The sequence below is a fragment of the Paenibacillus sp. XY044 genome (assembly GCF_002257645.1).
In the GTDB taxonomy this organism is placed as follows: Bacteria; Bacillota; Bacilli; order Paenibacillales; family Paenibacillaceae; genus Paenibacillus_AQ.
On record NZ_NQMO01000001.1, the window covers coordinates 392,660 to 415,666 of the forward strand.

Sequence of the window (23,007 nt, forward strand, 5' to 3'; positions counted from 1 at the left end):
TGCTTCCTTGCCGTCCGCAAACATATGATGAAAGCGAGGGACAGGACAATCAGGAAGGAGCAAGCCAGGTGAATTATGAAATCAGAACCGCGAGCACGGATGAACTGGGGCTCGTTCACCAGACGATGATGCTGGCTTTTGAAGAATATCGGGGCCGGCTCCATCCACCCTCAGGCGCTTTGTCGGAGGATACCGAAACGATTCGGAGCAAGATCAGCGAGCATGGGGGCGGAGCCCTTCTGGTTTGGTCCGGTGAAAAGCCTGTAGGATCGGCGCAGTATTCCTTCCGTGATTCCTTTTTGTACGTCGGAAGGCTATCCGTCATCCCCGAGGCACGCGGCGGAGGATTGGGCAAGGCCATCATGAAGCATTTCGAGAAACTCGCTGCACAGCTCCGTTATTCCGAGATCCGGCTGGGAGTCAGGTTGTCGCTTCAAGATAACATCCGGTTCTATCGTAAGCTGGGTTATGAAGTCGTTGATGAGCATGAATATCCTGAACGAACCGATGGTTGGTACATCATGAGCAAACAAGTGGAAGGTGGCCAGGCATGATTAGCAAAGATAACGCGGAGCATTACGTTTGGGGAAACGATTGCGACGGATGGCGGCTGGTTGATGAAGGGACGGTAAGCATCATTCATGAGCGAATGCCGCCGGGGACAAGCGAGCAAAGGCATTACCATACCCGGACGGGGCAGTTTTTCTTTGTGCTGTTTGGTACGCTCGATATTGAAATCGAAGGTGCGGTGCATACGTTATCGGCGCATCAGGGAATGAGGATACAGCCGGGGGCGGGTCACCAGGTCATGAATCGATCGGCGGAGCCGGTCGAATTTTTGGTCTATTCCCAGCCTAATTCCCGAGGGGACAGGACACCTGCTTAAAGAAAAGGGCATATCACGGACAGGAATACAGTATGAGGAGGAAGCATATCATGTCCAAAGAAAGCATAACGGTCCGGCAGGCGGGACTCGAGGATCTGAAAGAGCTTGCCGACATTTTTGACTTATACCGGATATTTTATGGTCAGGAATCGGATGTTGAAGGGGCGGCTACCTTCTTGTTCGAGCGGATGGAGCACCGGGAATCGGTCATCATGATCGCCGAGGAGCAGGGCCGGATCGCCGGGTTTACCCAGCTGTATCCGGTGTTCTCCTCTATTTCTATGAAACGGTCCTATATTTTGAACGATTTGTATGTTCGTGAGGAATACCGCAAGCAGGGGATCGCCCGTCTGCTGCTTGAAGCGGCCAGGCAGTACGCCAAACTGGCCCGGGCGAAGGGGCTGTCTTTGTCCACGGCAGTAACCAATGTGCAGGGGCAGCGGCTGTACGAGCAGAGTGGATATGTTCGGGACGAGCAGTTTATCCATTATGATTTAACGTCTCTGGATTAATTAAGGGAGGGAATATCGATGGAACCGTCTACGCAGGATTTCTATGACGGTATGGCTGAGTCATACCATTTGATTTACGAAGATTGGAAACGTACGGTGTCTAATCAAGGGAAATTCTGGGACGGATGGATCCGCTCCCGGTTTCATCCTCAAAGAAGCGGCACAATTCGGTTGTTGGACGCCTCATGCGGTATCGGAACCCAGAGCCTAGGGCTTGCCCAGCATGGGTTTGACGTGACGGCAACCGACCTGAGCCCGAATTCCGTGGAGCGGGCCCGTCAGGAAGCGGAGTCCATGGGACTGTCGATCCGATTTGGAACGGCGGACTTCAGGACGCTCGAGCAGGATGTTGAAGGCACCTTTGACGTCGTCTTCACTGCCGACAATGCGGTGCCCCATTTACTTACGGACGAGGACCTGCTGAGCGCCTGCCGGCAATTTTACAACAAATGCGCGCCGGGCGGCGCGGCCATCATTACGATCCGCGATTACGACAGCCTGGTGCAGGAGCGCCCCCGCGCTACTGAGCCCAGAATTCTGGATAAAGGAAAGAGAATCGTGTTCCAGGTGTGGGACTGGTCGGAGGACGGAACGACATATACGACCCGACAGTTCATTGTGCAGGATCATTTAGGGACGTGGAAAACGGAAAGCTATGCAGCCGTGTACAGGGCAGTCCGGCGAAGCGAGCTGAGCCGCTTTTTGCAGCAGGCCGGATTCCAGCGCGTGGAGTGGTTCATGCCCGAGCAAACCGGTTTTTATCAGCCGATCGTAGCGGCAACAAAACTCTAAATAAGGTTGGGCTAATTTTAGTTTTTCGCCATTTTTCTCTTTACGATCGTCATCACCCATAGAAACAGCGGTATGGAGATCGCGCAAACCGGAATGACAATCCGCTCCCACAGCTTCTGAAGTATTAATATAGTGGCTTCATTCGGAATGAATAGCGCAATAATGAAGATGGCCGGTGCACAAAACCACATGAGCTTTTTCCAATTTTTGACCTGCAGCCAATGGGCCATCTCATAGCTTGTGATAAACAAGTAAAGGGAGATCTTGGCGAATACACCGAAGATCCAAATGAAGATTACGAGTACGTCGAGGTTTTGAATAAAGTTCAGGATGTTAATTGTGCGTACCAGCATAAAGTAAGAGAACCTCAGCTCTTTCCCTACGTAAGGGCCGAACACGAGCAGTACCATGACCGTGGCCAATAGTACCATCACAGCGGTGAAAGCGACGCTCGACAGAGCTTTGGCCATGATTTTTTTATTACTGGATATAAACGAGAGAAGAACCAGCAGCATAAACGATTCCCCGAAAAAAGAAGCGGGCGGCAGCGACGCCTTGAAAATCTGCTGCCAGCTTGAATCGCCGACGACCGGTAGGATGTGGAGCAGCTTCGCGTTAGTGACGTTCAACAGAAAGGTGAGGATCAGCGTAATGAGCGTCACGGGTCCTGCCAGTTCGCAAAACCGGCCGATGCCGGTAATCCCGCTGATGCCGGTCAGATACACGGCCAAAGCCAGCATCATGACCATGAGAATCCAGATGGGGGTCCGGTCAAGGATCGTCAGATGGATAAAATCGGTAAAGGAGCGGAGAACATCACCCGACAAAATGAGCCAGGCCACAAAATAAGGAAGGATGACGATTCTTCCGATCCAGCCGCCAAGCAGCTTGCGGCTGAATTGCGTCAAGGTTTCACCAGGATGGAGAAGGCTGACATGCGTGACCAGATACGTGATGGCTAACCCGATAAAGCACGCAATGATGATGGATATCCAGGCGTCCTGCTTGGCCGTTTCGATGGCTGGCGACACTCTCAACCAGACAGCCATGACGACTTCCAATGTGCTTACGGTCCAAAATATTTGCGATCCGGTCAGCTTCATAGCTCCAGCTCCTTTCCGCGAATGTGTTTCCTCTAGTTAATTGATGTTCTTACAATGAAGAGTTGGTTTGACCCGGATCCCTGTACCGGAGTTGAACCGAAACGGTGATCGGCAGTTCGGGGAACGTTTCGTGCCAATGCGGTTTGAGCGTTTTCCATTCCCGCGGGTGCTGCCGGTGCATATGTTCCCCGATTCCAAAAATATCGAGTTTATATTGGTGCTGGGCCTTATCGATCAGTTTATGGACTGTATCCTCCGCTTCCTGGCTCAGCTTGTTTTGAATCGTTTTGAGATCAGCTTCCTTGGAAGGATCGAGCGACGAATTGTTTTCGACAATGCTGCCGGTGCCATGAAGCGATATATGAATCTGGGGCTGATACTTAACCATTTTAATTTGCGTGCGGTGCTTTAGGGATTGTACAACTAAACTGATCGTCTCGTTCCTATTTCCGATGGAAGTGGTGACCGTGAGGTTTTTTTGCTTACCCATCATCCAGTTATCGTACACCGATTCCTCCTTATCGAGGTAACCGACGAGTTTAAGGCCATGGTCTTTATCCAGGATGGCCGAGCCGGCGTACACGTAACCTGTGGAAGGATCGGCTGTGATGGCAGGCACGATCGGCTGGGTTCCTTCGCTGAAGGCATCGCATAATAACATCCGATAGTAGTAGGGCTTCATACCAAGTGCAGCTTGCTGACTGCCGAGTGTCGTACTAATAAAAGGGTCAAATGTAGGCTCGGCGCGGATAACTTCTTTCGCCGTTCCATCCTTGACCACAAGGATGACGGAACGCAATTCCGATTTGGGGTTGCGAAAGATCATGTCGAGATACTTATCCAGTCCCTCTTCGGCCATATGCTGACCGATCAGGATCGTTTGGCGATGAGCATAAAACAAGGAGCGTGACAGCTCAGCCTGCAAATGCTGCCCGGCATCCATAAAATCCTTTCCTTTCGCACTCACGACCGTAAATGTGTTTTTCTTGCCCGCACCTGTAACCTGGCTGCTGCCCAAACCCGCGGGTACGGCAATTTCGGAACTAATCTCCAACTTCCTGTCCTCGGTCATGTCCATTCCGACGCCGATAATAAAAGCACGCTGGTTGGATTCCTTCAGATTCCAGCAGCCGGTGGTTGCAGCCGCGAGGAACAATAAGCAGAACATGAGCAAGATTTTTTTCATAGGTATCTTCCGCCTTATCCATCAAGTTCACGACTTACTCGTTCGTTTTCTGGGCCAACGTAATAATACATTTTTCAGCCGGCTTTTCCTGGTTGGAGCAAGGGGCTGAAGATAGGGCGATCCGAATGGACTGAGACGGATCAGATGGGACAAGATGGCGATCATGCCGATCGCGGTGCCGAAAAGTCCGAAGATTCCGGATAACACAAGCAGCGGGAAGCGCAGCATCCGCATGGGGTAGCCGAACCGGTAGCGGGGAATCACGAACGACGATATGCCGGCGGCGGATACGACGATGACGATCGGCGCCGAGATGATCCCGGCCTGTACCGCGGCCTGTCCAATGACCAAAGCCCCGACGATGCTGACGAGCGGACCGATTTGCTGGGGCAGCCGGATCCCCGCTTCCCGTAGTCCTTCAAACATAAATTCCATAATAAATACTTCGATGACGGTCGGAAAAGGAGCCTGTTCCCTTAGTCCCGTAATGCTTAGCATCAGCTTGGGAGGGACCATTTCCGGATGGAAAGTGGTTAGTGCAATGTAAACCGACGGAAACAGGATGGCAAACAGGGCAAACAAATAACGGATCCACCGATTCATGGTGACATACATAAACCGTTCGTAATAATCGTCGGGTGCCTGCAAGCCGTCCCAGAACGTCATCGGTACGATCAGGGTGATCGGCGACCCGCTAACCAATACACCTACACGCCCCTCCATCAGTCCCGCGGATACGACATCCGGCCGCTCGCTGCTCAACATTTGCGGAAAAGGGGAGAAGTGAGTATCCTCAATGGATTCCTCGATGTAGCCTGATTCCAACACGCCTTGAAGATCGATATGCTGAACTCTTGAGCGAATCTCATCCAGCATCGAAGTAGAAACAATGCCTTCAATATAGGCAAGAACGACCTCGGTATGGGTCAGCTTTCCGATTTGAAAGGATTCCATCTTCAGGTTGGGCGAGACGATGATTCTGCGCAGCATTGTCGTGTTCGTCCGCAGCGATTCGGTGAAGCTCTCCCGGGTGCCGCGCAGCGATGCTTCCGTGGACGGCTCCTCGATCGATCTTGTTTCATATTGGGAGACATTTGTCAGGAGGACAGAAGCCTCCCCGTCTGCCAGAATGGCCAAGTAACCTTTTAAAATATGATCTGCCGCATCCTGAAACGTATGGACCTTCTCGGTTTGCAGAACCGCGAACAGTTGCTGATCACACATTTGCGCAATGCTGTCTATGGGGCCGATCCCCTGGGGGATTCCATCGTACATTAGCGGCTTTAGGATGACAGACTGTATGATATCCTTGTCAATCATGCCGTCTACGTAAATAAGCAGCAGCTTGGTGTTCCCTTGCAGGGTAACATCCCGGAAAACGATGTCCGAGCAGCGCTCGAACATCGTTTTTAGCATGTGCTCATTGTGTACCAGATGACGGCTGAGCGGCAGATTCGGATCGATGTTTGTTGGGTTCTGGTTCGTTGAATTCATGTCAGGTTTTCTCCGCTGGAATAATCATTATATTTTAGTTACTATACCCATACGCCGAATAAGCATACTTTGCCGGTATAAATCCCCCTTGATGCGGAAAAATTAAGTCGGTATCTTACATTCAACCGTCTAGGGAGGCAGCACTCGTCATATGAAAAAAATCGTTATGTTCGCCGTTCTGATATTGATTACAGGCTGCGCGGATCACGGCGCTTCAACGGCGCGCCAGCAGGTGACCACCAAGCAGACGAACCGTGCAGGGCATGTCCATCAAGCGGCTCCGACCCGAATTGTCACTTCAGCCTCATCAACGTCTACGGACAGAGGCGGCAGATCCCATTTGACCGTCAAACAAGTCAAGCCGAACGACCTGACCTCGGATTTGCTTAATCTGATTCAGCAGCCAGGAGCGGCACCGGGTACTGCGCCGCAGCAGCCCGCGGGAACGCCATCCGGGACGCGGACTGGCGCTCCGGCAGGGGTGCCAACGACCCCGGTGGGAACGCCAACAGGAACACCAACGGGTACGCCAACTGGTACGCCAACGGGAACGCCGACCAGTAAGGTACCTGCGGGAACCCCACAAAACCAGACTCCTTCTGCGGGAACCGGGAACCAGGCTCCATCGGGAACGAATAACGAGCAGGCTCCTGCGAAGGGTGACGCTTCGGCTTACGCTCAACAGGTGCTGGATCTGGTGAATCAGGAACGCTCCAAAGCAGGTATGGATGCGCTCAGCATGGATTCCAAACTTTCCAACATGGCGATGGACAAAGCCAAAGACATGTATGACAACAAGTATTTTGACCATAACTCCCCGACTCACGGGTCTCCTTTCGACATGATGAAGGAATACGGAATTACGTATAACTCGGCCGGAGAGAATATCGCCAACGGGCAGACCACCCCTCAGCAGGTGATGCAGGACTGGATGAACAGTCCGGGACATAAAGCCAACATCCTGAATAAAAGTTACACCCATATCGGGGTCGCTTTTTACAATAACGAGTGGGTGCAGGAGTTTACAGGATAAGTAAAGATTGCGCAGTATCGTATCACGATCAGCCTCTTCCGGTTTTGCCGGGAAGGTTGCATATGTAAAGGGAAAAGCCGGCGGCAAGCTCCGCCGGTTTTTTGGTGTATAATGGATGGGAAATGGGAAAGAGATCTGCCAAAATATCGTTAAAGTTGAGGGATGATCGATGATCCTATGGATAAACGGCGCCTTTGGCGCAGGAAAAACCCAGACCGCCTTTGAGCTTCATCGCCGGATACCGGATTCGTTCGTGTACGATCCCGAGAATGCCGGGTATTATATCCGCAAAAATATTCCACCCAGCATCAAGAAATCCGATTTTCAGGAGTATCCGTTATGGCGGGATTTCAACTATGCTATGCTGAAGCACATCGCAGGCGAATACGACGGAACGGTTATCGCTCCGATGACCGTGGTTGATCCGGTTTATTTTGACGAGATCGTCGGCCGGCTGCGTACTGACGGCGTTTCGGTAAAGCATTTTGCGTTATGCGCTCCGCGCGAAGTCATCCTGGAGCGCTTGAAAAGCCGGGGGGAACGATCAAACTCATGGGGGGCACAGCAAGCTGAGCGCTGTATTGAAGGTTTGTCCCAAGACATTTTCCGGGAGCATATCGATACCGTTCATCTGCCGGTCAGCCAGGTCGCAGAGCGGATTGCGGCCATGGCCCAAGTTCCTCTGCTGCCCGATCACAGAGGAGCGGTGCGGAAGAAGTTTGACCAAATCAAAACGCAATGGAACCATTTCCGGTTTTTTAACTAGGGGGAGTAGGAACATGGAAGCGGTACTATTCGATTTGGATAATACGCTGGTGAACCGTAAAGAAGCGTTTGAGCAGTTTTTGCAAAAATTTATCGACAGATTTGCTGCAGCGCAAAACTCCGAGCATCACCTGAAGCTGATGGAACGGCTGCGCTCCGCAGATCGGAATGGCTATCGGGAGAAGAAGGAACTGTATGAGGAAATGAGGCGGACGCTGCCAATGAAGGATGAGAAGACGACCGCAGAAGATCTTCTCGCTTATTGGTTCGCTGAGTTTCCTGGCTGCACGGTCGCTATGGATGGAGCGGAAGACGTATTGCGGGAGCTGAGCAGCATAGGCGTAAGGATCGGGTGCGTCACCAACGGCTCGGCCAGAACCCAGTATGCCAAGCTTGACCGGGTACAGCTGAGAAACTATTTCGATGTGGTTATCGTCTCGGAAGAAGCGGGGGTCAAGAAGCCCGACCGGCGAATTTACGAAATGGCGCTGGGCAGACTACAGGCCCGCCCGGAGAACTGCTGGTTTGTTGGCGACCATCCGGAGAAGGATGCACAAGGCGCCGCCGCCGCGGGCCTGCGCCCCGTACTGCTGCTCACGGCGACTTCTGATGCAGATGCCATCTTACCGGAGGGAACGTTGACCATAAACAAACTGCAGGAGCTCATTCCGTTATTTACCGGTCCGCTCTTTCGGTCTTGAGTATCCGGTAATACAACTGGAATGTTCCTGCAGGATGAACTGCTTAGATATTCAGGCTGGAGCGTTCTGCTTGACAGCCTGCGGGGACGCGGTTTTCCGCTTGCGCTCATTGAACATGAAGTAATAGATAGCCGATGCGCTGATATATAAAATTCCGGTCATGCTGAAAGTCAGCGCATAACCCCAATACGTCCCGTATACGGTAAGTAAATGGGACTGGACAGGCCCCATCGTGGCCCAGCCGAGCATGAACGCAGTCTGCGTCATCGAGTTGGCGATTCCTCTGCGGGCATCGGATACACGGTCGACGGTAATCGAGGACTGGATCGGATTGGCCGCATTCATCAGTGCCTGCCGGAAGAGGAAGCTGATGCAGGCGATTGCGAACAGGTTGGTGAAACCGGTCAGCAGCAGAAAAGGCAGGGACATCATTTGAAAAAGCACCACGGCCTTCACCGGGCCGACGCGGCTTGCCAGCGACGGACCGATCAGCATCGACACGATGGTCATAATCTGGCCCAGTGAGATCAGGATACCGACCGCCGTAAGGGAAACGGCAAAGCGGTTTGTAAAGTACAGATTGAGATAGGGCACCACCAGCCCCGAGCCCAGCCCGACAATCAGCTGGGCCAGCGTAAATTTGGCGATGGCGCTCCAATCCTCCCGGGACGTAGTCCGGGCCGGATGGGATGGAGCAGATTCGGGTAGAGCTGCCGAAGGATCTTTTTGGACAGCCGGACTTTTCCGGACGAGCATCAGCGGCACAAACGCAAGTACGCTGGCCGCTCCCCCGGCGAACAGAACCGCTTGCAGGCTCTGAATTTTGCTCCAGCCGGCGGATTGAAGCAAATCGGCCAGGTAACCGCCGCCGCTGCTTCCGATGACCTGGGCGGCCAGCACGAGAGAGAAGTGATAGCTGAACAGCTTCAACCGCTGTTTCTTATCCGAATTTCCGGCCAGGAACGGGACGGCGATCACTTGAAAGAAGGCGGCAAACAGGCCGGCGGCAGCAGACAAGAGGATCAGCGCGGATTCACCGCTGGCGAGCGACCTGCCCATGAAGCTCAGGCCCGTAAACAAAGCACCGGTCATTAACAGCAGTTTATGGCTTGTACGGTCCCCTAGCAGCCCGATCGGTATGAAAATAAGTGCCGTTGCAAACGACTGTACGCTCACCAAGGTTCCGTTCATCGTATCGGGATAACCCAGCGCTTGCACGTAAAGATTGTAAAGCACCGAGAACATGCCTGTACCGATCTGATACAACAAATTGGCAAGAAAAAAAAGCCGGATATTCCGGTTGAAGCGATTCCATTCTGACGAGACCTGATGCAGTAGCCGCATGGTTTAATTAATCCTCCGTCCTGATTCATTAGCTTCTCTATTGTAGCAAGCGGCTTTCAGGGTGGAAAGGAAAACTTTACATAAGGCATGTACCAAAATAGAGGCTAATCCATGATACCGAAAGAGGTGGTTACGAGATGAAGCTAACGATTCAACCATGGGGACCCGGCGAGGCTATTCCCTATGACCTGCTGCTGCTTGCAGATCCATCCAAAGAGATGGTTGATGATTACGTCGCCAGGGGCAGAGGCTACGGAGCTTACACGAACGGTGAAGTGGCGGGAGAGTATGTACTGATTGATACGCATCCGAAGACAGTCGAAATCGTCAATATTGCGGTGCGGGAAGATCTGCAGGGCAGAGGGATCGGCAAAATGCTGGTCGAAAGCGCGATTGAGGAAGCCAGGAGGCTGGGCGCGCATGCGGTGGAAATCGGTACGGCCAACTCCAGCTTTCTTCAATTGAAACTCTATCAACGCTGCGGTTTTCGGATCGTGGGCGTGGACGCAGGCTTTTTTATCCGACATTACGAGGAAGTACTCTATGAAGAAGGAATCCAGGTGCAGGATATGATCCGGCTCCGTCTGGATTTGAATAAAGAATAGTTCGGCAGGAAGCGGTCCGGACAGCCTCAGCACGGCAGGGGATATCTATTAAAATATGTTGCAATCTAGCGGCAGGTATCGTTGCATTGATAGATTTCAGGCATAAGATAATCTATCAAATGGTAAAGGAGGTCATGTCACATGGCTATTTTGTTACCAGAGCAGTTCTTCTCGCTGGCTGCAGGCGTGGGTCAATCTTTCTATGAAAATCTTGCCGGCGGAATCAACGCTGCGGTCACGGTAAACAACACGTCAGTCAATCCGGTACAACTTGTCATTACCCGTGTCAACGCGCCTGTTGTCACGTATACGATCACGGCTGCAAACAGTTTGACGCTGTCGGTGGACCGCCTGCTCGTCGCCGCTCTGCTGACTACGGCTGCCGGTACGGCATTTGGTACGATTCAAATCGCTACCTCTGATTTCTAATCCGTATTACCACTTCTGCACCAGCTTTTGCCCATCCCCATGTTAACTTGAGCCTCTGGCCGGAATTTTCCGGTTGGAGGTTTTTTTCTGCGGCAGGAGCAAACCAATAGGAGATGGTCGATCTAAAATGTAATTTTTGCTGGGAAAATGATTTGGGAAAAGTTAATATTAGTAAAAACGTCAACGGATGGAGGGTGAGTTTGAATGATTATCCGAGAACGCCAAGATAGCTTCGTCCTGATCCGCCAGCATGATCATGCCCAGTTGTCGGGACAGATTGCAGAGCATTTATTGCCGGCGTGGCTGCCGCCAGGGGTGGACCGCGAAGCCGCGGCACTGGCCATCACTCAGCATGATCGCGGCTGGAGATATTTAGACCATAGTCCGCTATGGGATCAAGAGAGCGACAGCCCGTATTCCTTTATCAACTATCCGCTCGGACCCAAGCTGTCTTCGTACCGTACCGGCCTCGATGAAGCAGAGGCGATGGACCCGTATGCAGGTCTGCTCTGCAGCATGCATTATGCGTCGTTCCAGCAGATCCGCTATGCCAACGAGGCGGAAACTGCCCGGTTCTACAAAGAGGAGCTCCTTCGGCAGGAAAGGATTCATCATCAGCTGAGCGGATTGGACGCCAAGCGGGTAGAACGCCATTTCAATTTACTGAAGCTTTGCGACAGTCTGTCGCTGTACGTATGTCTCAATGAGCCGGGCGCGTCCAAGGATGAGGAGCATCCATGGTACCGCGAAGGGATTGAGACGGAGATTGCCGGGCTCGGGGATCTTACGGCCCGATGGGCGAATGAAGATAGCGTGACAGTCAGCCCGTCTCTGTTCCAAACGGAGTTTATGGGGTCGGTTACGCTAAAACAAGTATCCAAACAAGCCATCAAGGCTCAGGGATTTGAGGCAGCCTACGACATCGCCCCGGAAATGACGCAGAATATTATATTCCGGAACGAATGAGGAAGGGTTAAATAGAAAACAAGGAGTGCAAGGAATGAAGACTACCAAAACAGCAGCCGTGGAGGTCGCGCTGTACACGATGTGTCTGGTACGGGACGGCGACCGGGTTCTGCTTCTGAATCGCCCTGATAGCCGAGGATTTCCCGGATATATCGGCCCCGGAGGCAAGGTGGAATTCCCCGAGAGTCTCTCAGACGGGGCGATCCGCGAGGTGTGGGAGGAGACCGGGCTACGGGTAAAGGATCTGGAGTTTAAAGGAATCGATGAGTTTGCCGATCCGGTGAAAAATTTCCGCTACATGGTGTTCAATTACGTCGCCAACGCCTACGAGGGAGAACTCCTTCCTGATCCACCGGAAGGTGAGCTCCGCTGGGTGACGATAGAAGAAGCGCTGGGGCTGCCGATGCAGCCCTGGTTCCGCAAGAGGTTTCCGCTCTTCTTCGAGGAGGGAACGTTTGAAATCCATGATGTATGGGATCAGGAGAATCAGATCACGATTGCAGAATCCGTCAAGAAACTGTAGGCAGGGGGCGGTTGTATGGATCATGTATATTTAAAACCCGTTAAGGACGATATCCGCCAGCAGTGCATTGAGCTTCGCCCCGGGGATGACCAGCTGAGATTTGTGGCCTCGAATCTAAATTCATTGCAAAAGGCGGTCGAGGAGAAAACCTGCAATCCCTATGCGATTTACGCAGGTGATACGATGGTAGGATTCGCATTGTTCGATGAGGAACCTTATCCGGACGACGGCTGCTTCTGGATCGTCAGGTTCATGATCGACCGGAATTATCAGGGCAGAGGTTACGGCAAAGCAGGATTATCCGCTGTACTTCGCAAGCAACGAGAACATCCGGCATGTACCGTAATCAGAATTTCGCATGTTCCCGACAATACGGTTGCAAACCGGCTGTACAAAGGATTCGGTTTTGAAGAGACCGGTCAATTTATCAATGGGGAACTTGTCCTTGATCTTGATATTTCATGATGATCCGTTGGGAGGAAGATTTATGATTCTGGAAGCTGCGATGCTGCAGGTGAAGCCGGGTCAGGGGGATGCATTTGAGCATGCCTTCCGGGAGGCTTCGGCCATTATATCGGCCATGCAAGGGTACATCGGACATGAGCTTCAGCGCTGTATGGAGGTCCCAGACAGATACCTCCTTCTCGTGAAGTGGGAAACGCTTGAGGACCACACGGTGGGATTCAGGCAGTCCGAATCCTATGCCCGGTGGAAAGGGCTGCTGCACCACTATTACGACCCTTTCCCGGTCGTTGAACATTTTGAACAAGTCACCTTGCAGGCGCCATCTTGAAAGGATGGCCCCACAACGAAATGAGGAGGAGCATTGTGCTTCGACTCGTTAGCCGAACGGAAGCGGTATATTACTCAAACAAAGAAACGCGCGGATCATGCCCCAGATCGTGGACGAGCATGGAATGAAGCTGGCCCCGGTGATGGTATAGATGCGCCACAATTTCCAGCAGCCAGCCGAACCGAGTGTAGGATGCCCCCCAGTACGAGGAAACCTCTTCCTGAAGTTGGTGCTCCGTCAACTGGTCGTATTTCTGAAAAAGGGATTCATAGTTACCCTTTAAAGCTTGGCGGATGCGTGCACTCGTGGAATACGACGTACTGCTGTAAAACGCAGCCATCTCTTGCTGTGAGGCACCGTCCGAAATGATCGAATCGGCCAGAGGCAGCATAGCGATATGCTCCAGCAGCTCGCCTACAGAAAATTTGCCGGGGGTCGGGCGCTTGGGCAGGTCGCCTTCATCCAGACCGTCCATCATCTCGAGAATGGAACGGATGGCCACGTTTATATGATGCATTGCGCTTTGGCAGCAGGGATTCATTGTTTCATCTCCTCCATCGTTGCTGGTTTGTATGCATATATTGAAAAGGAAGAACAGGAACATGTGTTCTTGTTCTTTTTTTATTATAATCGCATGTCGGAAGGCTATCAAGTTTTTTACAATAACCCTCATCTCTTGCGAGGGATTGATGCAGGGGAAAGCATGTTTTGCGAAGAGGAGATTTTCAGAAATGAACATCAGACAGGCGGTTGTTGAGGATTACCCGGCGCTTGCAGCGGTCCATGTGGAAAGCTGGAAAACAACCTACAGAGGCCTGATCGCTGACTCCTATCTGGATCAGCTGACGGTAGAGAGCCGGCTGGAGCGGTGGAAGCAGCTCTTAAGCCGGGAGGACGTTGGCTTTTGGACATTCGTTTCCGAGGATGAAGACGGACGGGTGTGCGGGTTTATCCAAGGGGGAGCCTGCCGTGAAGAAGAAGCCGGGTATGATGCGGAAATCTATGCGCTGTATTTGCTTCAGGAGCATCAGGGAAGGGGACTCGGGAGAAGGCTGGTGGACACGCTGACCGCAGCGTTCCGGGAGACCGGCTTCGCTTCCATGTACGTGTGGGTGCTGAAGGATAATCCGGCGCGCCAGTTCTACATAAAAATGGGCGGCAGACCTGTTTTCGATAAATCGCTTAGCATCGGCGGGCAGCCGGTACAGGAAACCGGTCTGGGCTGGGAAACGATTTGAAGCACGGAGAACCGGGTATTCAAAAAAGGAGGCGGAAGGATGAGCAGCATCATCGATTACTATAATCAGTTTGATGAATGGGGAAGGCTGGACCGGGAGCCGGTCGAATTTATGGTAAACCTGCATTTCATCAAGCGGTATTTGAAACCGGGTTCGCGTGTGCTCGACAACGGGGCGGGACCGGGGAAATATGCGATTGCGCTGGCGCAGGAGGGCTATGACGTGACTTTAACCGATCTGTCCCCGCACCTCGTCGGCGTTGCTGCCGACAAGGTGAAGCAGCATCGCCTGGAGGCACGGTTTCAAGGGATACACGTGGCCGATGCAAGAGATCTCGGGAGATTTGAAGATGGGCGGTTTGACGCCGCTTTGATGCTTGGCCCGCTGTACCATCTTCAGCAGGAGGAGGACCGGCATCAGGCTGCCCGCGAACTGTTCCGGGTGACAAAACCCGGCGGCCGCGTATTTGTCGCCTTCATGACCCGGACGAGGCATCTGATCAATTCGCTGCAGCATCCGCAGTCCTGGAAGCCAAATCATACGATGGACGGCATTGATGAGTTTATGAGAACGGGCATATTCAATCACAGCGATGAAGGCCGGTTTACGGGAGCGTATTATTTTCCGATTGGAGAGATTTGCCCCTTCATGGAGCAGCATGGCTTCGGCAGTATTCGCCTGCTCGCGTCGGGGAGTGTGGTGCAGTCTATGAGCGAAGAGCAGTGGGCGTATTGGCGGGGCCGCGGTCCGGAGGAATTTCAGCGGTTCCTGGACCGTGTCATGGAGGCTGCGGAAGATCCTTATATTCTGGGTACTTCCTCTCATTTGCTGTATATCGGATCCAAGCCGTACTAACCGGAGGCTGGTGTGCTCTTATTTCGGATGATCCCGCTGCTCTCAGAAGCGTGACGCTTGTCCGTGTTTTTGTCCGGTAAACCGATTATACTGTTATTAACACAGTCTTATCGCACATACGGGAGGAAGAGCTTTGGAAGACTTGGTGCAGAGAGAGCACGAGATCATGAAAGTATGCCTGCTGGCCGGGCAGATCATGCTGCAAAGCGGAGCGGAGACGTACCGGGTGGAGGACACCATGGTCCGGATTGCCGCTTCTTTTGGCGTGGATAAAACGCATAGTTACATGACGCCTACGGGACTCATTTTTTCCATGGAGGATCCGCAGCCGATCACAAGGCTGAACCGGATTTCGGACCGGACGACGAATTTGCATAAAATCGACCGTGTGAACAGCGTATCCCGGCGCATCAGTAATGGGGAACTGACGATCGCTGAAGCGCGCCGGGAGCTGGAGAACATTCAGCGGACAGGCGATATCTATCCGCTGTGGCTGCGATTGCTGATGGCGGCTCTGGCCAGCGGATGCTTTCTGATCATGTTCCGCGGGATATGGCCGGATTTCCTGCCTGCGGCCGCAGCCGGAGGTCTCGGATACTATTGCACACTGCTGCTGCAGCGGATGATCCCGGTCAAGTTCTTCGCCGAGTTTTCGGGCGCGCTGGCGATCGGCCTGTGCGCAGTCCTGTTCGTCAAATTCGGCTTTGGGCGGAACCTGGACATTATCGTCATCAGCTCGGTCATGCCGCTCGTACCGGGACTGCTGATTACTAACGCAATCCGCGATTTGATGGCAGGCCACCTTGTTTCCGGCTTGTCGAAGGGGGCAGAAGCATTCATCACCTCTTTCGCCATCGGGGCGGGTATCGCGTTTATGCTGTCATTTCAATAAGGAGGGTGCCGCATGTACATTGAACAGCTTATCACGAGCTTCATCGCATCCGCTGCGTTCGGCATGCTCTTCAATGCGCCGAAAAAGGCGCTGCTGCAGTGCGGATTTGCCGGAATGGTCGGCTGGCTGCTGTATATATGGCTTCAGGATATGCACGTGCTGCGGATTACGGCCACCGTGGTCGCCAGTTATTTCGTAACGGTGATCAGCCATTTGTTTGCCAAAAGGTACCGCACCCCGATCATCGTGTTCAGCGTATCGGGTATCATTCCGCTTGTCCCCGGAGGAACGGCTTATGACGCGATGCGCAACGCGGTCGAGAACCAATATGACCAAGCCGTCCAGCTGGGAGCCGAGGCGTTTATGATTTCGGGCGCGATCGCCCTTGGCCTGCTGCTGTCGGAAGTGACCAATCAGCTCATCCGGAAATGGGTGCCTAAATGAAAGATATGCATATAGGCAAAAAAAATCAGGCGTCAGCGGTTCGAGTTGCTTCCCCTTAACGGAGGAGAAGCACCAAACCGGCTGCTTGGCCTGATTTTTTTGTCGTCTTCACGAAATTCCGCAGAAGCGGACCCCGTTTATTTAACACCGAGTCTCATCCGGTAGCTGAACAAAACCTGCAGCGTCTTTCCCTGGAAGAAGTCATCGACGATCCGTTTAAACCGTTCAATGTCTTCATCCAGCTCGTTCGAGTTTAGCCGCAGAACCGTTTGAACCCCGCCCTGGCTCATCGCGATTCCGAAGTACCGTTCGGCATCGCAATTCTCCGCATGATGAAACACGATTTCCTTTGTGAACCGGAAATGGCCGCTGTCCTGAATGCTCGCGAGATGTTTTTCCTTATCCCTTTTGACGGCCCGCTTCTCTTGGCTGAGGAGCTTGCGGATGATGTCGTCCGCCCGGTTGATCACTTCTTCGTAGGCCTGCTCGACCTGCCAGTGCAGCGTCGGCGGCCAATCGCAGTCATAGGCGGCGAAGATGCCGCCGGGCTTCAGCACCCGGGCAGCCTCCAACAGCGTGCTTGAAGGCTCCATCCAATGAAAAGACTGCGAGCATGTGATCATATCGGCGGTTTCGCTGCCGACGGCAAGCTGGTTAGAGTAGCCCGAGATAAAGCGAACATGGGCGGAGTCATTCAAACGCTCCAGCTTGAATTCCGCTACGCTGCGCATATCGTCATTCGGCTCGATGCCGATGACCTGGTCTGCATGCTCTTTCCAGATTAGCGTGGACAGTCCGGTACCGCAGCCCAGATCGAGCACCAGCTCGGGCCTGTGCTGCAGGTACCCTGACAGCAGGGACGTCACAAGGGGAGGTGCTGCGGGCCGGTAGCGGTCGTAAGTATCCCCGTATCCGGAGAAACGGTCGATGTTGCGCTGGTTGTTTCCCTCCGGAACGATGCTCATACGCCTCTTGTTTCAAAACGCTTCAGAATTTCGATGATAACCTGTACCGACTTCAGCATATTGTCGACGGAAATGTATTCGAACTTGCCGTGGAAGTTTTCTCCGCCTGTAAAAATATTCGGTGTCGGCAGTCCCATATAGGAGAGCTGGGAGCCGTCCGTTCCGCCGCGGATCGGCTTGACGAGCGGCGTGATACCGAGGCTTTCCATCGCTTCATAGGCTACGTCGACGATTTCCTTCACGGGTTCGATTTTTTCTCTCATGTTGTAGTATTGATCGCGCATTTCCAGCGTGACGCGTTCCTCGCCGTATTTTGCTTGAAGCTGCTTCACGACCTGGATCAGATGCTCCTTCTTGGCAGTAAACTCCGTCCGGTCAAAGTCGCGGATGATGTACTCCATCTTCGTCCGTTCGGTGTCCCCGTTTTGCGAGAGCAGATGGTAGAACCCTTCGTAGCCTTCCGTATGCTCAGGAGCCTGCTCCGGAGGAAGCATGGAATTCAGCTCCATGGCGATTTTGATCGAGTTCACCATCTTGTTCTTCGCCGTGCCCGGATGAACGTTGGTTCCTTGAATCGTGATGCTGGCCTTGGCCGCGTTAAAGCTCTCATATTCCAGCTCCCCGAGGGGACCACCGTCCACGGTGTAGGCAAAATCGGCGTTAAAGGCGGCAACATCGAATTTCTCAGGGCCGCGGCCGATTTCCTCATCGGGGGTAAAAGCGACTCTGACCGTCCCGTGCTTGATTTCCGGATGGCCGATCAAGTAGGCCATCGCCGTCATAATTTCGGCAATGCCGGCTTTGTTATCCGCGCCAAGCAGGGTCGTTCCGTCCGTCGTGATCAGCGTATGTCCTTTATATTGAGGCAGTTCAGGAAACAGCTTCGGAGAAAGAACGACGCCAAGCCCCGCATTCAGAACGATGTCGCCACCATCATAGTTGTCAACGATTTGCGGATTTACGCCTTTGCCTGTAAAATCCGTTGCGGTATCCACGTGGGCGAGGAAGCCGATCGTCGGCACGCCGTCCTTGTCCGTATTGGAATGAAGCGCGGCCATGACATAGCCGTTTTCATCCATCGTGACGTCCTTCATACCGATGGAATTCAGCTCTTCCACCAGCATTCGCGCGAGGGTAAGCTGCCCCGGGGTCGAAGGCGTAGTGCTGCTTTCTTCATTCGATTGGGTTTCCACCCTGGCGTAAGTGATTAACCGGTCCATGATTTCCTGTTTCAACATCCTTCAGCTCCCTTTATGTAAATTGGTGTACTACTTCATATGATATCATGGGCCAGGGGCAAAATCACAAGCTTGATCCGAAAAGCCGGGAGGGCAAAAGAGCCGCGGCCGGGCTGTCCTCCCCGTCCAAAACGAATTATAATAGGTTATGGAGGTGCGTTGGAAGTGACCGTTAATGTGTTCAGCCTTGTATTTTCGCTTGTCGTGATTGGTTTGATCCTTTTGTTCTTCTTCGGCTTGTTCAAATACGTATCCAACGGCAGCAGGCATGTCAGAAAATCCGATGCCGCCTTGAGGAGAGTTGAGGAAAAGCTGGACTACATTATATACAAAATGAATGAGAAACCGGGGGATGAGCGATGACTACAGGTCCTTTTAAGGCGACCATCCAATCGGCGGAGGAGCTTCGATCACTGAGCAGTCCACCCAGCGAATTGGTCAGGAACAAGGCCATTTCGCGTTTGGATCACCACTGCCGCGATTTTATTTCCAAGTCTCCGCTGCTGTTTCTGTCCACCAGCGATGCGAGGGGCAACTGCGACGTATCGCCCCGCGGCGATGCGCCAGGCTTTGTATACATAATGGATGATACGCGGCTGGTCATACCGGAAAGACCCGGGAACCGGAGGTATGATTCGCTTCTGAATATTGTGCAGAACCCGCATGCCGGGCTGATCTTTATCATCCCAGGGCTGGAGGAGACGCTCAGAATGAACGGGAAGGCCTGCATCACCACGGATCCTGAACTGATGGAGAAGCTGTCCGCCCAGGGGAAAATTCCGCAGATAGGCATCGGCGTGGAGATCGAGGAGTGTTATATTCACTGCGCCAAAGCCTTCAAGCGCTCCAAACTGTGGAATCCGGAGCATTGGCCGGAGGAGGAGGAGCTTCCAAATCCTGCTGCCATCATCGCAGAGCACGCGCGCGGTCTGAAGGTAACGGAGGAGCAGGTCGCGAGGTCACTGGCAGAGAGCTATGAAAAGCGATTATACTAATAGATCTGATATCATCTTTTACCAAGGGGGCTGGCCATGAGTATCATTCCGATGCTAGCAGTGCATGACGCCGCGGCGGCAATTGTTTTTTACCAATCGGTGTTCGGTGCCTCGGAAGTGAACCGTATCCTTACGGACGACGGGAGAACATCGCATGCCGAAATGCGGGCAGGCGATGCCCGGTTTATGGTCGCTGACGAGTTTCCTGAACATAATACCGCAGCAGAAACGCTTGGAGGAACGCCGGTGATTTTGTACATCGTCGTTGAGGATGCTTTGGATACAGCGAACAAGGCTGTTTCCGCAGGAGCGGTTACGCTTAGGGAGGTTGCCGCGCAGCCTCATGGAGACTCGGTCGGGAAGATCAGGGATCCATTCGGCCATGTATGGATGATTGCCACCCCTTTGAGGAAAACAAAGCAGGAGCTGTGATTCAAAAACATTTGAGCTTCCACAACGAATTCCCCGGGTTCGCCCGGTCGTGGCAAGCGTAGGGTTCATAACATAAGGAGGAAATGATGAAATCCCTTTTTCTATACAATTGGCAGGTGCGCGATGAATGGTTTGACGTCTGTGAGCAGCTAAGTCATGAAGAACAGCTGAAGGAGCGAACGGGCGGGGTGGGTTCCATCCTCAAAACCCTATTCCATGTCGCTGACGTCGAGTACAGCTGGATGCTTGCTGCGGAAGGCATGGAAGCTGAAGAACCAAAATTCGAGGATTACGCAACCCTGAGCGCTGTTAAGGCCCTGTCGGATCGCTATGTCACGGAGCTGCGTCCGCTGATTCTGGACAGAAACCCAGAGCGGGACGGAGAAATCGTCAAGGCCAGCTGGCACGCTGAGCCCCTGCGTTATGGGGAGGTTGCAAAGCACGTCATTGCCCATGAAATTCATCATATGGGTCAGCTGTCCGTTTGGGCCAAAGAGCTCCATGTGCCAAGGGTTTCCGCCAATTTTATCGGACGCGGGTTAGGTGAGAAGTAGATCTTGAAGGAAGGTTACGAAAAGGATGGAAATGCGGATTCAACCGATGTCCCCGGAATTTGCCGCCCGAATTTCTACATGGCGATATCCGGCACCGTATGACTTCTATAGTATGGAAGCAGATGAGGAAGACATATCCGAGTTGATGAACGGGGACTACGCAGCAGTGACGGATGCCGCCGGAAACCCATTCGGGTTTTACTGCACGGGCAATTCGGCCAGGGTTGCCGGAGGTTATGGGGCCGGGTTATACGCGGATGATACTTGCGTCGATTACGGCCTGGGAATGAAACCCGAGCTGACGGGGCATGGTGCCGGGCTGGATTTTGTAAAAGGAGGCATGGCTTATGTTTCCGATAAGTTTCCCGGAATGGGGATCCGTCTGGCCGTGGCCAAATTCAATCAGCGTGCAGTGAAGGTATACAGCCGGGCAGGATTCAAGGAGATATGCGAGTTTACCTCGCTGGTAGGGGGCGAGAACGTGCTCTTTACCGGCATGGTTTACAGATTTTCCGAAGAAACCCGGACAACATGATATAATAACTCCGGGGCTGACGGCCCCGGAAGGCAAAATCGCCGGGCAGCCGGTTAAATGGCGTCCGGAGCAATTATTAAGAAAAATCAGGTGAACAACATGCGAATTGCGCTTTTTGATTCAGGCCTCGGCGGACTGACCGTGCTGTCTGAAGCCGTAAAGCAGCTGCCCAACGAAGACTTTTTATTTTTTGCAGACACGCTTCACGTTCCTTACGGAACCAAGACAAAGGGTCAGGTTCTGGATTATGTCCGCCAGTCCGTGGACATGATTCTGCAGGACGAGATCAAGGCGCTCGTCATTGCCTGCAATACGGCGACGAGTGCCGCGGCGGAGGAACTGCGCCGGGAATATAACATTCCGATCATCGGGATGGAGCCCGCGGTTAAGCCAGCGGTCGAAAAGAACCGGATGACCGGGAAAAGGGTGCTGGTGGCGGCCACTCCGCTGACTCTGCACCAGTCTAAATACACCCAGTTGATATCCAGGGTAGATGACCATAGCATTGTGGACTCCCTGCCGCTCCCAGAGCTCGTAGGGTACTGCGAATCGCTCGAGTTTGACCTGGACAGGATGACTCGCTATTTTACGGACAAATTCGCGGATTACCGGCTGGAGGAATATGGGACCCTGGTGCTCGGATGCACGCATTTTCCTTTTTACACCCGGATCCTGCAACAGATCCTGCCGCCGCATATTGAAATCATAGACGGAAGCGCCGGGACAGTGCGGAGACTGGACTATATCCTAAAAAAAACAGGAATATCCGGAACGCAGCGGGGGGGAGATATCCGCTTTGCGTGCTCCAGCCAGGATTCCGAATATATGGCGAAAATGCAAGCCGCGTACGATTACTACAGCACTCAGGTTGCAGGCAACGAACACGCCGTTGATCCTAGCTTTTAAGCGGAACGAGCGGATCAGCTTAGCTCGGTTAGCCGCTGTAAAACGGGGCCGTCATAGCGGCCGCCATGGTAGCAGATGACAGATGCGATGTCGTAGGCGGCCAGCTGGGCGATGGACAGCTTCGCAAGCGGCATATCGACGGTCGCGGAGGGGTCCGGCCCGTGCAGTTCACCGTCAACGACCCGAAGGGCGTCGGCTGCGATCAGCGTCCGGGTCGGCCGATGGTATAAACTGATATGTCCGGGAGTGTGTCCCGGTGTACCGATCACGACGATGCCTCCGCAGATGGGGAGCTCTTCCCCTTCATGGATGATCGTATCGACCGGGGACCGGGGCGGATTCTCCAGGGTGGAGATGAAGGCATTCCGCCATTCAGCAGGCACCTCTGGAGGCAGAGCCGCTTTGGCCCGCTCTATGGCCTCCGGGGTTATCTTGATCAACCGTTTCTCTCCCTGGATATAGGGCTTTTCATCTTGGCTGGACATCACTTCGACCGATTGAGCGGCGTGTTGAAGTATGGCTGGCAGACTGCCGATATGATCCAAATCCTGATGCGTGATGATGACATGGGTAAGCGTATCGATGGAAAGGCCATGGGACTTCAGCGTATCCCGCAAGAGGGGATACTGCCCGGGATAGCCTGTGTCAATCAGGAGCGTATGGTTTCCGTCTGTGATGACCACGGGGTGGACGGTGTTGACGCTGCCCATCATGACGGCGGTTATGTCCAGCATGTACAAGCTCCCGGCAGATTGGTTCGTACTCATCGTTCGATTCCTCCCTAATTCTAACTCATGGATTTCATGACAGAGTCTATGATA

31 protein-coding genes are annotated in these 23,007 nt (G+C 53.1%); 23 read left to right on the forward strand and 8 right to left on the reverse strand.

The annotated features are described in order from the left end of the window. Positions 1–68: 68 nt before the first annotated feature. From CJP46_RS01825 to CJP46_RS01840, 4 genes are read left to right on the forward strand one after another with little or no spacing between them, the layout of a single operon-like run. Positions 69–554 carry a GNAT family N-acetyltransferase gene (locus tag CJP46_RS01825; protein WP_094593894.1) on the forward strand — a complete coding sequence of 162 codons (486 nt, stop codon included), beginning with the start codon at positions 69–71 and terminating at the stop codon, positions 552–554. Next, positions 551–886, forward strand: a complete 336-nt coding sequence (locus CJP46_RS01830) for a cupin domain-containing protein (RefSeq protein WP_094593895.1) — start codon at positions 551–553, stop codon at positions 884–886. Before CJP46_RS01825 ends, CJP46_RS01830 begins: the two co-directional genes overlap by 4 nt. A gap of 50 nt (positions 887–936) precedes the next feature. Further along, positions 937–1,398, forward strand: coding sequence for a GNAT family N-acetyltransferase (locus CJP46_RS01835; protein WP_179280990.1), 462 nt, complete (start codon positions 937–939; stop codon positions 1,396–1,398). A gap of 18 nt (positions 1,399–1,416) precedes the next feature. Continuing rightward, positions 1,417–2,190, forward strand: a complete 774-nt coding sequence (locus CJP46_RS01840) for a class I SAM-dependent methyltransferase (RefSeq protein WP_094593896.1) — start codon at positions 1,417–1,419, stop codon at positions 2,188–2,190. Positions 2,191–2,207: 17 nt separating this feature from the next. Here CJP46_RS01840 and CJP46_RS01845 read toward each other — a convergent pair whose 3' ends face one another. From CJP46_RS01845 to CJP46_RS01855, 3 genes are read right to left on the reverse strand one after another with little or no spacing between them, the layout of a single operon-like run. Then, the gene (locus tag CJP46_RS01845; protein ID WP_094593897.1) at positions 2,208–3,293 is read right to left on the reverse strand and encodes a GerAB/ArcD/ProY family transporter; all 1,086 of its coding nucleotides are present in this window, start codon (positions 3,291–3,293) and stop codon (positions 2,208–2,210) included. A gap of 49 nt (positions 3,294–3,342) precedes the next feature. Further along, positions 3,343–4,479, reverse strand: coding sequence for a Ger(x)C family spore germination protein (locus CJP46_RS01850; RefSeq protein WP_094593898.1), 1,137 nt, complete (start codon positions 4,477–4,479; stop codon positions 3,343–3,345). A gap of 27 nt (positions 4,480–4,506) precedes the next feature. Further along, positions 4,507–5,973 carry a spore germination protein gene (locus CJP46_RS01855; RefSeq protein ID WP_094593899.1) on the reverse strand — a complete coding sequence of 489 codons (1,467 nt, stop codon included), beginning with the start codon at positions 5,971–5,973 and terminating at the stop codon, positions 4,507–4,509. A 151-nt stretch (positions 5,974–6,124) separates the two neighbouring features. Between CJP46_RS01855 and CJP46_RS36930 the strand changes: the two genes are divergently transcribed. The 3 genes from CJP46_RS36930 (at position 6,125) to CJP46_RS01870 (ending at position 8,472) form a co-directional block, all read left to right on the forward strand. Further along, a complete protein-coding gene (locus CJP46_RS36930; protein WP_256992149.1) occupies positions 6,125–7,006 on the forward strand; it encodes a CAP domain-containing protein in 882 nt (293 codons plus the stop codon). A gap of 169 nt (positions 7,007–7,175) precedes the next feature. After that, positions 7,176–7,772, forward strand: coding sequence for an AAA family ATPase (locus CJP46_RS01865; RefSeq protein ID WP_094593900.1), 597 nt, complete (start codon positions 7,176–7,178; stop codon positions 7,770–7,772). 13 nt (positions 7,773–7,785) lie between these two features. Further along, entirely contained in the window at positions 7,786–8,472 is a 687-nt protein-coding gene (locus tag CJP46_RS01870) for an HAD family hydrolase (RefSeq protein ID WP_094593901.1), read from the forward strand. A gap of 51 nt (positions 8,473–8,523) precedes the next feature. On the opposite strand, the gene CJP46_RS01875 is transcribed toward CJP46_RS01870, so the two are convergent. Then, positions 8,524–9,816: an MFS transporter gene (locus CJP46_RS01875; RefSeq protein ID WP_094593902.1), complete on the reverse strand. Its 1,293-nt coding sequence runs from the start codon at positions 9,814–9,816 to the stop codon at positions 8,524–8,526. 137 nt (positions 9,817–9,953) lie between these two features. On the opposite strand from CJP46_RS01875, the gene CJP46_RS01880 reads away from it, so the two are divergent. The 6 genes from CJP46_RS01880 to CJP46_RS01905 all read left to right on the forward strand — a co-directional run bounded on the left by CJP46_RS01880 (position 9,954) and on the right by CJP46_RS01905 (position 13,132). Then, positions 9,954–10,421: a GNAT family N-acetyltransferase gene (locus CJP46_RS01880; RefSeq protein ID WP_094593903.1), complete on the forward strand. Its 468-nt coding sequence runs from the start codon at positions 9,954–9,956 to the stop codon at positions 10,419–10,421. A gap of 141 nt (positions 10,422–10,562) precedes the next feature. Next, positions 10,563–10,850, forward strand: coding sequence for a hypothetical protein (locus tag CJP46_RS01885; protein ID WP_094593904.1), 288 nt, complete (start codon positions 10,563–10,565; stop codon positions 10,848–10,850). Between the two features lie 204 nt (positions 10,851–11,054). Beyond that, positions 11,055–11,816 (forward strand): DUF3891 family protein, encoded by a 762-nt coding sequence (locus CJP46_RS01890; protein WP_094593905.1) that lies wholly within the window; start codon positions 11,055–11,057, stop codon positions 11,814–11,816. 34 nt (positions 11,817–11,850) lie between these two features. Continuing rightward, positions 11,851–12,339, forward strand: a complete 489-nt coding sequence (locus CJP46_RS01895) for an 8-oxo-dGTP diphosphatase (RefSeq protein WP_094593906.1) — start codon at positions 11,851–11,853, stop codon at positions 12,337–12,339. Between the two features lie 15 nt (positions 12,340–12,354). Beyond that, positions 12,355–12,804, forward strand: a complete 450-nt coding sequence (locus CJP46_RS01900) for a GNAT family N-acetyltransferase (protein WP_094593907.1) — start codon at positions 12,355–12,357, stop codon at positions 12,802–12,804. 22 nt (positions 12,805–12,826) lie between these two features. Beyond that, positions 12,827–13,132, forward strand: a complete 306-nt coding sequence (locus CJP46_RS01905) for an antibiotic biosynthesis monooxygenase family protein (RefSeq protein WP_094593908.1) — start codon at positions 12,827–12,829, stop codon at positions 13,130–13,132. Between the two features lie 70 nt (positions 13,133–13,202). On the opposite strand, the gene CJP46_RS01910 is transcribed toward CJP46_RS01905, so the two are convergent. Then, complete coding sequence (locus CJP46_RS01910) at positions 13,203–13,673, reverse strand: DinB family protein (RefSeq protein ID WP_094593909.1); 471 nt, start codon at positions 13,671–13,673, stop codon at positions 13,203–13,205. Between the two features lie 190 nt (positions 13,674–13,863). Here CJP46_RS01910 and CJP46_RS01915 point away from each other — a divergent pair, with 190 nt between their 5' ends. The 4 genes from CJP46_RS01915 to CJP46_RS01930 all read left to right on the forward strand — a co-directional run bounded on the left by CJP46_RS01915 (position 13,864) and on the right by CJP46_RS01930 (position 16,561). Continuing rightward, a complete protein-coding gene (locus CJP46_RS01915) occupies positions 13,864–14,370 on the forward strand; it encodes a GNAT family N-acetyltransferase (protein ID WP_179280991.1) in 507 nt (168 codons plus the stop codon). 39 nt (positions 14,371–14,409) lie between these two features. Further along, positions 14,410–15,225 carry a class I SAM-dependent methyltransferase gene (locus CJP46_RS01920; RefSeq protein WP_094593911.1) on the forward strand — a complete coding sequence of 272 codons (816 nt, stop codon included), beginning with the start codon at positions 14,410–14,412 and terminating at the stop codon, positions 15,223–15,225. 133 nt (positions 15,226–15,358) lie between these two features. Beyond that, positions 15,359–16,117, forward strand: coding sequence for a threonine/serine exporter family protein (locus CJP46_RS01925; RefSeq protein ID WP_094593912.1), 759 nt, complete (start codon positions 15,359–15,361; stop codon positions 16,115–16,117). A gap of 12 nt (positions 16,118–16,129) precedes the next feature. Then, positions 16,130–16,561 carry a threonine/serine exporter family protein gene (locus tag CJP46_RS01930; RefSeq protein ID WP_094593913.1) on the forward strand — a complete coding sequence of 144 codons (432 nt, stop codon included), beginning with the start codon at positions 16,130–16,132 and terminating at the stop codon, positions 16,559–16,561. Positions 16,562–16,698: 137 nt separating this feature from the next. Here CJP46_RS01930 and CJP46_RS01935 read toward each other — a convergent pair whose 3' ends face one another. After that, positions 16,699–17,520 carry a class I SAM-dependent methyltransferase gene (locus tag CJP46_RS01935; protein WP_179281084.1) on the reverse strand — a complete coding sequence of 274 codons (822 nt, stop codon included), beginning with the start codon at positions 17,518–17,520 and terminating at the stop codon, positions 16,699–16,701. Positions 17,521–17,522: 2 nt separating this feature from the next. After that, a complete protein-coding gene (pepT, locus tag CJP46_RS01940; protein WP_094595022.1) occupies positions 17,523–18,761 on the reverse strand; it encodes a peptidase T in 1,239 nt (412 codons plus the stop codon). A gap of 168 nt (positions 18,762–18,929) precedes the next feature. Between pepT and CJP46_RS01945 the strand changes: the two genes are divergently transcribed. The 6 genes from CJP46_RS01945 to murI all read left to right on the forward strand — a co-directional run bounded on the left by CJP46_RS01945 (position 18,930) and on the right by murI (position 22,186). After that, on the forward strand, positions 18,930–19,127 hold the full coding sequence (locus tag CJP46_RS01945; RefSeq protein ID WP_094593915.1) for a hypothetical protein: 198 nt from the start codon (positions 18,930–18,932) through the stop codon (positions 19,125–19,127). Continuing rightward, entirely contained in the window at positions 19,124–19,759 is a 636-nt protein-coding gene (locus CJP46_RS01950; protein ID WP_094593916.1) for a pyridoxamine 5'-phosphate oxidase family protein, read from the forward strand. The genes CJP46_RS01945 and CJP46_RS01950 overlap by 4 nt, the downstream gene beginning before the upstream one ends. 36 nt (positions 19,760–19,795) lie before the next feature. Beyond that, on the forward strand, positions 19,796–20,191 hold the full coding sequence (locus CJP46_RS01955) for a VOC family protein (protein WP_094593917.1): 396 nt from the start codon (positions 19,796–19,798) through the stop codon (positions 20,189–20,191). Positions 20,192–20,277: 86 nt separating this feature from the next. Next, on the forward strand, positions 20,278–20,745 hold the full coding sequence (locus CJP46_RS01960; RefSeq protein WP_094593918.1) for a DinB family protein: 468 nt from the start codon (positions 20,278–20,280) through the stop codon (positions 20,743–20,745). Between the two features lie 25 nt (positions 20,746–20,770). Further along, positions 20,771–21,280, forward strand: a complete 510-nt coding sequence (locus CJP46_RS01965; protein ID WP_094593919.1) for a GNAT family N-acetyltransferase — start codon at positions 20,771–20,773, stop codon at positions 21,278–21,280. Positions 21,281–21,379: 99 nt separating this feature from the next. Further along, entirely contained in the window at positions 21,380–22,186 is an 807-nt protein-coding gene (gene murI, locus CJP46_RS01970) for a glutamate racemase (protein ID WP_094595023.1), read from the forward strand. Positions 22,187–22,200: 14 nt separating this feature from the next. On the opposite strand, the gene CJP46_RS01975 is transcribed toward murI, so the two are convergent. After that, positions 22,201–22,953 carry an MBL fold metallo-hydrolase gene (locus tag CJP46_RS01975; protein ID WP_256992150.1) on the reverse strand — a complete coding sequence of 251 codons (753 nt, stop codon included), beginning with the start codon at positions 22,951–22,953 and terminating at the stop codon, positions 22,201–22,203. Positions 22,954–23,007 lie beyond the last annotated feature (54 nt).

Bases quoted from the DNA above. Each gene is read 5' to 3' on its own strand.
- CJP46_RS01830 (WP_094593895.1), top strand. From the start codon at position 551: ATGATTAGCAAAGATAACGCGGAGCATTACGTTTGGGGAAACGATTGC.
- CJP46_RS01835 (WP_179280990.1), top strand. From the start codon at position 937: ATGTCCAAAGAAAGCATAACGGTCCGGCAGGCGGGACTCGAGGATCTG.
- CJP46_RS01840 (WP_094593896.1), top strand. From the start codon at position 1,417: ATGGAACCGTCTACGCAGGATTTCTATGACGGTATGGCTGAGTCATAC.
- CJP46_RS01845 (WP_094593897.1), bottom strand. From the start codon at position 3,293: ATGAAGCTGACCGGATCGCAAATATTTTGGACCGTAAGCACATTGGAA.
- CJP46_RS01850 (WP_094593898.1), bottom strand. From the start codon at position 4,479: ATGAAAAAAATCTTGCTCATGTTCTGCTTATTGTTCCTCGCGGCTGCA.
- CJP46_RS01855 (WP_094593899.1), bottom strand. From the start codon at position 5,973: ATGAATTCAACGAACCAGAACCCAACAAACATCGATCCGAATCTGCCG.
- CJP46_RS36930 (WP_256992149.1), top strand. From the start codon at position 6,125: ATGAAAAAAATCGTTATGTTCGCCGTTCTGATATTGATTACAGGCTGC.
- CJP46_RS01865 (WP_094593900.1), top strand. From the start codon at position 7,176: ATGATCCTATGGATAAACGGCGCCTTTGGCGCAGGAAAAACCCAGACC.
- CJP46_RS01870 (WP_094593901.1), top strand. From the start codon at position 7,786: ATGGAAGCGGTACTATTCGATTTGGATAATACGCTGGTGAACCGTAAA.
- CJP46_RS01875 (WP_094593902.1), bottom strand. From the start codon at position 9,816: ATGCGGCTACTGCATCAGGTCTCGTCAGAATGGAATCGCTTCAACCGG.
- CJP46_RS01880 (WP_094593903.1), top strand. From the start codon at position 9,954: ATGAAGCTAACGATTCAACCATGGGGACCCGGCGAGGCTATTCCCTAT.
- CJP46_RS01885 (WP_094593904.1), top strand. From the start codon at position 10,563: ATGGCTATTTTGTTACCAGAGCAGTTCTTCTCGCTGGCTGCAGGCGTG.
- CJP46_RS01890 (WP_094593905.1), top strand. From the start codon at position 11,055: ATGATTATCCGAGAACGCCAAGATAGCTTCGTCCTGATCCGCCAGCAT.
- CJP46_RS01895 (WP_094593906.1), top strand. From the start codon at position 11,851: ATGAAGACTACCAAAACAGCAGCCGTGGAGGTCGCGCTGTACACGATG.
- CJP46_RS01900 (WP_094593907.1), top strand. From the start codon at position 12,355: ATGGATCATGTATATTTAAAACCCGTTAAGGACGATATCCGCCAGCAG.
- CJP46_RS01905 (WP_094593908.1), top strand. From the start codon at position 12,827: ATGATTCTGGAAGCTGCGATGCTGCAGGTGAAGCCGGGTCAGGGGGAT.
- CJP46_RS01910 (WP_094593909.1), bottom strand. From the start codon at position 13,673: ATGAATCCCTGCTGCCAAAGCGCAATGCATCATATAAACGTGGCCATC.
- CJP46_RS01915 (WP_179280991.1), top strand. From the start codon at position 13,864: ATGAACATCAGACAGGCGGTTGTTGAGGATTACCCGGCGCTTGCAGCG.
- CJP46_RS01920 (WP_094593911.1), top strand. From the start codon at position 14,410: ATGAGCAGCATCATCGATTACTATAATCAGTTTGATGAATGGGGAAGG.
- CJP46_RS01930 (WP_094593913.1), top strand. From the start codon at position 16,130: ATGTACATTGAACAGCTTATCACGAGCTTCATCGCATCCGCTGCGTTC.
- CJP46_RS01950 (WP_094593916.1), top strand. From the start codon at position 19,124: ATGACTACAGGTCCTTTTAAGGCGACCATCCAATCGGCGGAGGAGCTT.
- CJP46_RS01955 (WP_094593917.1), top strand. From the start codon at position 19,796: ATGAGTATCATTCCGATGCTAGCAGTGCATGACGCCGCGGCGGCAATT.
- CJP46_RS01960 (WP_094593918.1), top strand. From the start codon at position 20,278: ATGAAATCCCTTTTTCTATACAATTGGCAGGTGCGCGATGAATGGTTT.
- CJP46_RS01965 (WP_094593919.1), top strand. From the start codon at position 20,771: ATGGAAATGCGGATTCAACCGATGTCCCCGGAATTTGCCGCCCGAATT.
- murI (WP_094595023.1), top strand. From the start codon at position 21,380: ATGCGAATTGCGCTTTTTGATTCAGGCCTCGGCGGACTGACCGTGCTG.
- CJP46_RS01975 (WP_256992150.1), bottom strand. From the start codon at position 22,953: ATGAGTACGAACCAATCTGCCGGGAGCTTGTACATGCTGGACATAACC.